The sequence below is a fragment of the Candidatus Edwardsbacteria bacterium genome, from assembly GCA_031082425.1.
Lineage (GTDB): Bacteria > Edwardsbacteria > AC1 > AC1 > EtOH8 > UBA2226.
This window is the reverse complement of the sequence record JAVHLB010000016.1, coordinates 23,435-30,869: the sequence shown is the minus strand read 5'-3', so window position 1 is coordinate 30,869 and position 7,435 is coordinate 23,435. Positions and strand designations below refer to the sequence as shown.

Genomic DNA, 7,435 nt, shown 5'->3' with positions numbered 1-7,435 from the left:
TCCCGGGCCGAAGACTATGGGGGGGAATTCCTCAATCTGCCGGTGGGGGCAAAAGCCATGGCCATGGGGGGGGCTTTCGGGCCGGTGGCTGATGACGCCAGCGTCTTGTACTGGAATCCGGCCGGGCTGGGCAGGCTGAAGACCCCCGAGATAATGCTGGCGCACACGGTGTTATTTGCCAACTTGGCCAGCCATGACTATCTGGCCCTGGTCTGGCCAATGAACAGCAAAATAACAGCGGGAGCCGGCTGGATCAGGCTGGGCGTGGACGATATCCCCAGGTTCTCATACACCGTGGGAACCCCTTCGACCGGGTCTTTCGGCGACAACGAAAACGCCTTTTATTTCTCGGCCGGCGCTTCATTCGACAAGATCCTCTTTGGCAAGCCCTGGAAAATTTATCCTGGCGGCAGCATCAAGTTCATCTACAACAAATTGGATGACAGGCAGGCCACCGGGCTGGGGGTGGATGCCGGTTTCTTGATAGACATCAACCTGGCGGAATGGTTCATCCGCCGGTCCGAATCCCGGCCTTTGATGGGCATGCTCCCGGTAGCGGTCGAGAATTCAAATCTGGGCTTGTTGTCCCTGAGCGCCGTGGCCCAGGATGCCGGAGGCACCAGCATAGCCTGGAATACCGTCAGACAGCACAACGACGTTCGTCCGGCAATATATAAAATGGGCCTGGCCTATCGGCAGCCGGTGAACATATTAAGAAGTACGGTAACGATCTCCTGGGAGGGATCAACCGAAGACTATCAAAAGGGAAGACTGGGAACAGAACTTAGATACAGGAATATACTGGCTTTTCGGGCCGGACGGGAGCAATCCCAGACTACCTTCGGGGGCGGATTATCGATCTGGCGGTTCAATATAGATTACGCCTATAACAGCCATGATCTGGGCAACACCCACCGGATGGGAGGAAGTTATAAGCTGAAGTGACCGCGGCGGTAACCTGGGATCATTTATAGCAGCGAGGCGGATAATTATTCCACCTCGCTTTGCTTTGAAAATATTTCTTGCCTGCTGGTAAAATATAGGTTATCATACTGTTAATTGCAATTGCAGAGGGGGCCCATGTCCGTAAAAACCGTGTTCATGGACCGGGACGGGACCATCAATGTTGACACCAATTATGTCAATTCTCCCCAACAGTTGAGCTTGCTGCCAAACTCCGGCCGGGCGGTCAAGCTGCTCAATCAGAATAAATACAAAGTTGTGGTGGTCAGCAACCAGTCGGGGGTGGCCCGGGGATACCTGACCCTTAAAACACTGGGCGCCATTCACCGAAAATTACGGCAGCTGCTCAGGAGGGAGGGGGCGGTCTTGGATGCCATATATTATTGTCCTTGCCATCCTGACGAAAAGGCACCCTGCCGCAAGCCTGATATTGGGATGGCCCGGCAGGCGGAAAAAGAGCTGAAGATCAGCCTCCAGGGATCATACATGATCGGCGACAGCCGGGCCGATATCGAATTCGGGAACAATATCGGGGCCAAGACCATACTGGTGCTCACCGGCCAGTCCAGGGGAAACGAACCCTGGCTGAAAAAATACAGGATCGACTGCGTGGCCGATGATCTGCTGGGGGCGGCCCTATGGATAACCAACGACGGATGACAGATGAATAAGATCACCGCCATAATAATCGCCCGGAACGAAGAACAGAACATCGCCCGGTCCATCGGCAGCCTTAAGGGCTTCTCGGAGGTCATAGTCATGGACTCCGGCAGCACCGACCGGACAGTGGAGATTGCGCGTTCCATGGGGGCCGCAGTATATCAGACCGACTGGCCGGGCTATGCCAGGCAGCGGCAGCGGTCTTTGCAGAAGGCGAATAACTCCTGGGTGCTTTTCCTGGACGCCGATGAGGCGCTGGATGCCCCCCTGAACCGGGAGATATTAAACCTGGACCTGGCCGGCCCGGCCCGGGGATATTTCCTCAAAAGGAACAACTATTTTCTGGGCAAAATGATCAGATATTCCCGCTGGGGCAATGATTGGCAGCTCAGGCTGTTCCAAAAAGATTCCGCCAGCATACCGGAGGTCGATATCCATGAAGGAGTGTTGATAAACGGTCCGACGGGGAGGCTGGTCACGGGCTGCATAAAACACCATACGGTTCCGAATCTGTTCCGGTACTTGGAGAAGACCAATGAATACACCTCCCTGGAGGCCAAACAGAAGATCCGGGAGGGCCGCCGGTTTTCAGCCTTCAGGCTTTTATGGGAGCCCCTGGCGGAGTTTTGGAAACTGTATGTTGTCCTGCAAGGGTGGCGGGAGGGGGTCCGGGGCCTGGCCATAGCCGGCCTGTCGGCCTTGGGCCGTTTTGTGGTGATGGCCAAGATCAGGGAGGCCGGAAGTGGATAAAATCTCGATAATGCTCAATACCTACAATGGCGGGCAGAAGCTGGCCAACTGCTTGGAATCGGCCCAATGGGCCGACGAGATAGTGGTGATAGATTCCGGCAGCAGCGACGGCTCGGTCGAGCTTATCAAGAAGTATACCGATAAGTATTTTCACAACGACTGGCCCGGCTATCTGGCCCAGCGGGAATTCGGCATGCAACGCTGCACCGGGGAATGGATATTGATACTGGATCAGGACGAGTATATCACCGGCCAATTGAGGGACAAATTGTCGGATATCTGCCGCAATCCTGAGGCCTACCTGGAATATAACGCCGGTTGGGTAAGAAGGGTGGAACATTTCTGGGGGCGGCAGATAAGATACGGCAACTACAATCCCAGCTCTCAGCCCCGCCTGGCCCGAAGGGGGAAATGCCGCTGGACCGGATTCGCCCACACTTGGATGGAGGTGGAGGGCGGGGAGAATCGAATACTTCGGATCAAAGAGCCCCTATGGCACGATGCCTATAACACCCCTTTTGATTACTTCAACAAGATAAACCGCTATTCCGAACTGGATGTGGAGGAACGCCTGCCCAAGGGATACCACCCCAGCCTGGCCCGGGTGATATTTTCCCCCCTGGGAATGTGGTGGAAATGCTACATTGTCCACCAAGGGTACCGGGACGGGGCCCACGGGTATATGAATGCCACCTCCATGATGGTATACTGGTTCTTCCGGCTCTCCAAGGCCTGGCACCGCCGGTGGCTGGAGAAGAACCGGCCCGATACCTGGCAAGAGTATCAACGGAAGACGGGCGGGGGGGGCGGAGAATGAGAATATCGGCGACGGTTATCACTAAAAATGAGGAAGGCAATATCGAACGGTGCCTCTCGGCGCTGGATTTCGCCGATGAGATAGTGGTGGTGGATGCCGAAAGTACCGACCGCACAGTGGAGCTGGCCAGAAAATTCACGGGGCGGGTCTATAGCAACCCCTGGCCGGGCCATATCCAGCAGAAGAACCATGCCATAGAGCTGGCGCAGGGCGAATGGATCCTTTCCATAGATGCCGATGAGGTGATCACCCCCGAGCTAAGGCGGGAGATCCTGGCTGTCAAGAAAGACCGGGATCAAGCCATAGACGGTTATTATATCCCCCGCCGATCCAATTTTATCGGGAGATGGATAACCCACTGTGGGTGGTTCCCCGATCACCATCTACGGTTGTTCCTGAAGAGCAAGGGGCGGTTTGGCGGGATGAACCCGCACGATATAGTTGTTTTGAGGGGAGCTACGGAATATTTCAGGCACCCCATGCTGCATTATACCTACCCGTCGCTGGATGTCTACCTTTCCAGGCTGAACAGCTATACCACCATTGCCGCCAAAGAACTGAAGAGCCGGGGAAAAAGATTCAAGCTGCGCCATATTATATTGTCGCCCCCGGCCACTTTTTTAAAAATGTATATATTCAAGGCCGGGTTCCGGGACGGATGGGAGGGATTCATGTTGTGCGTCCTTTCATCCTATTATGTGCTGGTCAAATATCTGAAGCTTTGGGAACTGGACCTGAGGGAAGTCAAGAGTGAAAATTAATATCGTACATGTCTGCAGCTCGGCTTCCTGGGGCGGAATGGAGATGGTTGTCGGCCGATTAGCTTATCTGCAAAAAACCAATGGGTACAAGGTAAAGGTGGTTACCGGCAAAGATACTCCACTGTCCGCCAGGTGCAGGGAACTGGGCCTGGATAACCAACCGATCCTGGCCGATGGCTCTTTGGGCTGGAGCGGCTGTTGCCGTTTTTTAAAGTTTGTAAAAGAGACCGAGCCCGATGTAGTTCATGTGCACTACTCAAAGGACCTCAACCTGGCGGTGCCGGTCAAACAGTTGACCGGAGGGAAGATAGTTTTTACCAAGCACCTGGGGTCCTATATCAACAAAAAGGACCCCTGGCATAGGTTCGTATACCGGGGGGTTGACCGGGCTACGGCCATCTCCCGGCTGATCAAGGACAACCTTATCGAAACCACCCCGCTTCCCGAGGGAAAAGTAGATGTCGTCTATTTGGGCACCGATACGTCCAGATTCATCCCGGATCTGATTCAAAGAGAGGCGGTTCGAGACGAACTGGAGATATCCAACGATGCAATCCTTATCGGCATGATGGGCCGGATATCCTATGGCAAGGGATATGAGGATTTCATCCAGATGGCCCAGGCCCTGTCCGGAAGGAATGTTGAGTTCCTGTTTATCGGCGGGCATAGCCGGAACGAGGACCGATACGGGGATGAGATAGAACAGGAGATCAGGGATAAACTGGGCCCCAGGGCCCATCTGACCGGGTTCAAAGATGACCGGGAAAGGTACCTGCAGGCCCTGGATATGTTCGTCTTTCCGTCATATGCCGAATCCTTCGGCCTGGCTCTGACCGAGGCCATGGCCTGCGGGCTGCCCTGCGTGGCCTACGGCAAGGACGGCGTCCTGGACATAATAGAAGATAGGAAGGACGGCCTGCTGGCCGAAGTAAGGAAGGTAAAAGACCTGATCCAAAAAACCAGCGTTCTTCTCGATGACGAGGGCCTGAGGATCAAATTGGGCAAGGCTGGCCGGGAGAAGGTGATCAAGGAATTTTCGGACCCTCAAATGTTGCAGGGTTTTGAACGGGCCTATAAAATAGCACTGGGCGCACAATGAAGCTGAAGGCCGATAATATCCTGGTCCTCAGGATGAGCGGCGTGGGGGATGTTTTGTGGACCACCCCTTTTCTGGCCAACCTTAGAATGGGCTATCCTTCAGCCCGGATCTCATATGTGGTCAGGGATTTCTGCGCCCCGGTGCTTTCCAACAATCCGGATCTCGACCAGCTGATATTATTCAAAAAGAACAGCCCGGCCAAGCAGATGTCTTTCTTGAAAGGATTGAGGGACGCCGGATATGACCTGACCATAGATCTGGTGGGAACGCCGCGGACCGCCATTCAATCGGTGATCTCCGGTGCCAGGAACCGGATCGGTTTCGATTTCGGCTACCGGAGATATTTTTATAATCACCTGCTGAATGCCCGGGCTGCCAATTACGGTCACGAAGTGGAGTTCAATCTTTCGGTGCTGGAATATCTGGGGATACCAATATCACGCAAGGACCTGGTTTTCAACCTGACGGAGGAGGAAAAGAATTACCGGCAGGATATTTACCGGTCTTGGGCTTTGGACGGAGGCCGGGTTGTCGGCTTGATCCCCACCGGGGGTTGGGCCTGCAAGCGCTGGCCGATTGATAGTTATATCGCTGTGGCCAAAGCGCTGTCACCCAATCCAAGAAATAAAATTCTGGTATTTTGGGGGAGCCCTTCGGAAGAGGCCGATGCCAAGATCATTTTATCAGCCTGTCCCTCGGCAAAGCTGGTCCCCAAGACCAGTCTGCGGCAGATGGCGGCATTGCTCGCCGGCTGTGACCTGATAATCGGCAATGATTCCGGCCCGCTGCACATAGCCACCGCCTTCAAGGTCCCGGTGATCTCCTTCTATGGTCCGACCGTCCCCAGAAGCCAGGGGCCATGGGGAAAGGGGCATGTGGTGCTTCAGGACAAGCGGCTGGGATGCCTGGGGTGCAACCGGATGGACTGCCGGGACCCCAAATGTATGGCCGGGATCCCTCCCGACAGGGTCATAAAAGAAGCGGAAAGATTGTTGGACCATGCCGGAAAAAATTAGGCCGTCCATCGGCAAAATCGAGGGGATGCTCGGCCGGCGTTACGGGCACCCCAGTTGGACCGCTTCCCGCCCGCTGATGGATGTCTTGGTGGAGACCATATTATCCCAGAATACCAGCGACAGCAACAGCCACCGGGCCTTCCTGGCCTTGAAGGAAAAATACCCCGGATGGGAGTCCCTGGCCGGCGCCCAGTCCGGCAGCATAGCCCGGACCATCAGGTCCGGGGGGCTGGCAAATATCAAATCGCGAAGGATCAAGGGCCTGGTATCTTTCATCCTTGGGAAGCGGGGCAAGGCTGGACTGGAATCCCTGAAAAAGATGCCGCGGGAGGCGGCCTATCGGTACCTGCTGGCGATCAAGGGGGTGGGCCCCAAAACCGCCGCCTGCACCCTGCTGTTCGGGGCCGGGATCCCGGTCTACCCGGTGGATACCCATATCTACCGGGTTTCCAGCCGGCTGGGCTGGGTGAAAAGGAAAGAGGACCGGGAAAGTTTCCAGGAGCGCTTCCGCAAACTGGTCCCGGACCGGATGGTCTACCCCCTGCATCTCAATCTGATCGAGCACGGCAGAAGGATCTGCCATCCCCGGAAACCGGAATGTCCCGTCTGCTGTTTGAACAAGGCATGTAACTGGAAGGAGAAAACCCATGAAAATGTGCATTAAGGCCGGCCTGATGGGCTTAATGGCCTCGATTCTGATCCTGGGATGCAACGCCCAGCCCAAGAGGGCCGATTTTCAGGCCCAGAAACCGGTGGTGATAAACATTCTGGCGGACAGTACCCAGCCAGCTGCGGCCGGGGACAGCCTCAAACCGGCAGCAAAGCCCGATTCGCTTAAATACGGCTTCCAGATAAAATTTACCGGCCAGGGCGAGTTCCATTTCTATGATGAGGATGACCGGCATACCGGGCCGGCCACCCCCGAGGAATACCTGCCCACCGTGGAGACTCTTCTGAAGCAACCCAGCCTGCACCAGCAGGAGAGGGCCGGGCTGGAGAATATCAAAGCCAAGATAACCCGCACCGGAAGTGCCGCCGAGTTCGCCACCACCCGGAGGATACCCAATCTTTATTACCAGATGAACAGCGACGGCAGTTTGACGGCGGAATTCAAGGGGGCGGGCGAGATCACCTTGCGCATCAGGCCCGGCGATGGCGGCCCCATCAAAATCTCCCTGAAAATATGGAACCACAAGTCGATCAAGAGCGCGGTCTATGATGTCCCCCAGGGCGTCGGCCGGAGCGGGCAGCTGGCGGTATCGGCCCTGATGGACGATTTTGTGATATCCTGGGATGTCAACGGCGACGGCAGGGACGACCGGGAGCTGGAGCCCCAGAAACTAGACAGCGCGGTGGTGGCAGACTGAGC

At 55.7% G+C, this 7,435-nt stretch carries 9 protein-coding genes; all 9 read left to right on the top strand.

What is annotated here, in order from left to right; all coding sequences use genetic code 11:
* The coding region (locus tag RDU76_11790; protein ID MDQ7799603.1) for a hypothetical protein at nucleotides 1-945 on the top strand (945 nt) is incomplete at its 5' end.
* A 135-nt stretch (nucleotides 946-1,080) separates the two neighbouring features.
* Entirely contained in the window at nucleotides 1,081-1,623 is a 543-nt protein-coding gene (locus RDU76_11785; protein ID MDQ7799602.1) for an HAD family hydrolase, read from the top strand.
* Nucleotides 1,624-1,626: 3 nt separating this feature from the next.
* Nucleotides 1,627-2,373, top strand: a complete 747-nt coding sequence (locus RDU76_11780) for a glycosyltransferase family 2 protein (protein ID MDQ7799601.1) — start codon at nucleotides 1,627-1,629, stop codon at nucleotides 2,371-2,373.
* Nucleotides 2,366-3,190 carry a glycosyltransferase family 2 protein gene (locus tag RDU76_11775; protein ID MDQ7799600.1) on the top strand — a complete coding sequence of 275 codons (825 nt, stop codon included), beginning with the start codon at nucleotides 2,366-2,368 and terminating at the stop codon, nucleotides 3,188-3,190. Before RDU76_11780 ends, RDU76_11775 begins: the two co-directional genes overlap by 8 nt.
* Nucleotides 3,187-3,951 carry a glycosyltransferase family 2 protein gene (locus RDU76_11770; protein ID MDQ7799599.1) on the top strand — a complete coding sequence of 255 codons (765 nt, stop codon included), beginning with the start codon at nucleotides 3,187-3,189 and terminating at the stop codon, nucleotides 3,949-3,951. The genes RDU76_11775 and RDU76_11770 overlap by 4 nt, the downstream gene beginning before the upstream one ends.
* Nucleotides 3,941-5,050, top strand: coding sequence for a glycosyltransferase family 4 protein (locus tag RDU76_11765; GenBank protein MDQ7799598.1), 1,110 nt, complete (start codon nucleotides 3,941-3,943; stop codon nucleotides 5,048-5,050). Before RDU76_11770 ends, RDU76_11765 begins: the two co-directional genes overlap by 11 nt.
* Entirely contained in the window at nucleotides 5,047-6,066 is a 1,020-nt protein-coding gene (locus RDU76_11760; GenBank protein ID MDQ7799597.1) for a glycosyltransferase family 9 protein, read from the top strand. The genes RDU76_11765 and RDU76_11760 overlap by 4 nt, the downstream gene beginning before the upstream one ends.
* Complete coding sequence (locus RDU76_11755) at nucleotides 6,050-6,730, top strand: endonuclease III (protein MDQ7799596.1); 681 nt, start codon at nucleotides 6,050-6,052, stop codon at nucleotides 6,728-6,730. Before RDU76_11760 ends, RDU76_11755 begins: the two co-directional genes overlap by 17 nt.
* The gene (locus RDU76_11750) at nucleotides 6,714-7,433 is read left to right on the top strand and encodes a hypothetical protein (protein MDQ7799595.1); all 720 of its coding nucleotides are present in this window, start codon (nucleotides 6,714-6,716) and stop codon (nucleotides 7,431-7,433) included. Before RDU76_11755 ends, RDU76_11750 begins: the two co-directional genes overlap by 17 nt.
* Nucleotides 7,434-7,435 lie beyond the last annotated feature (2 nt).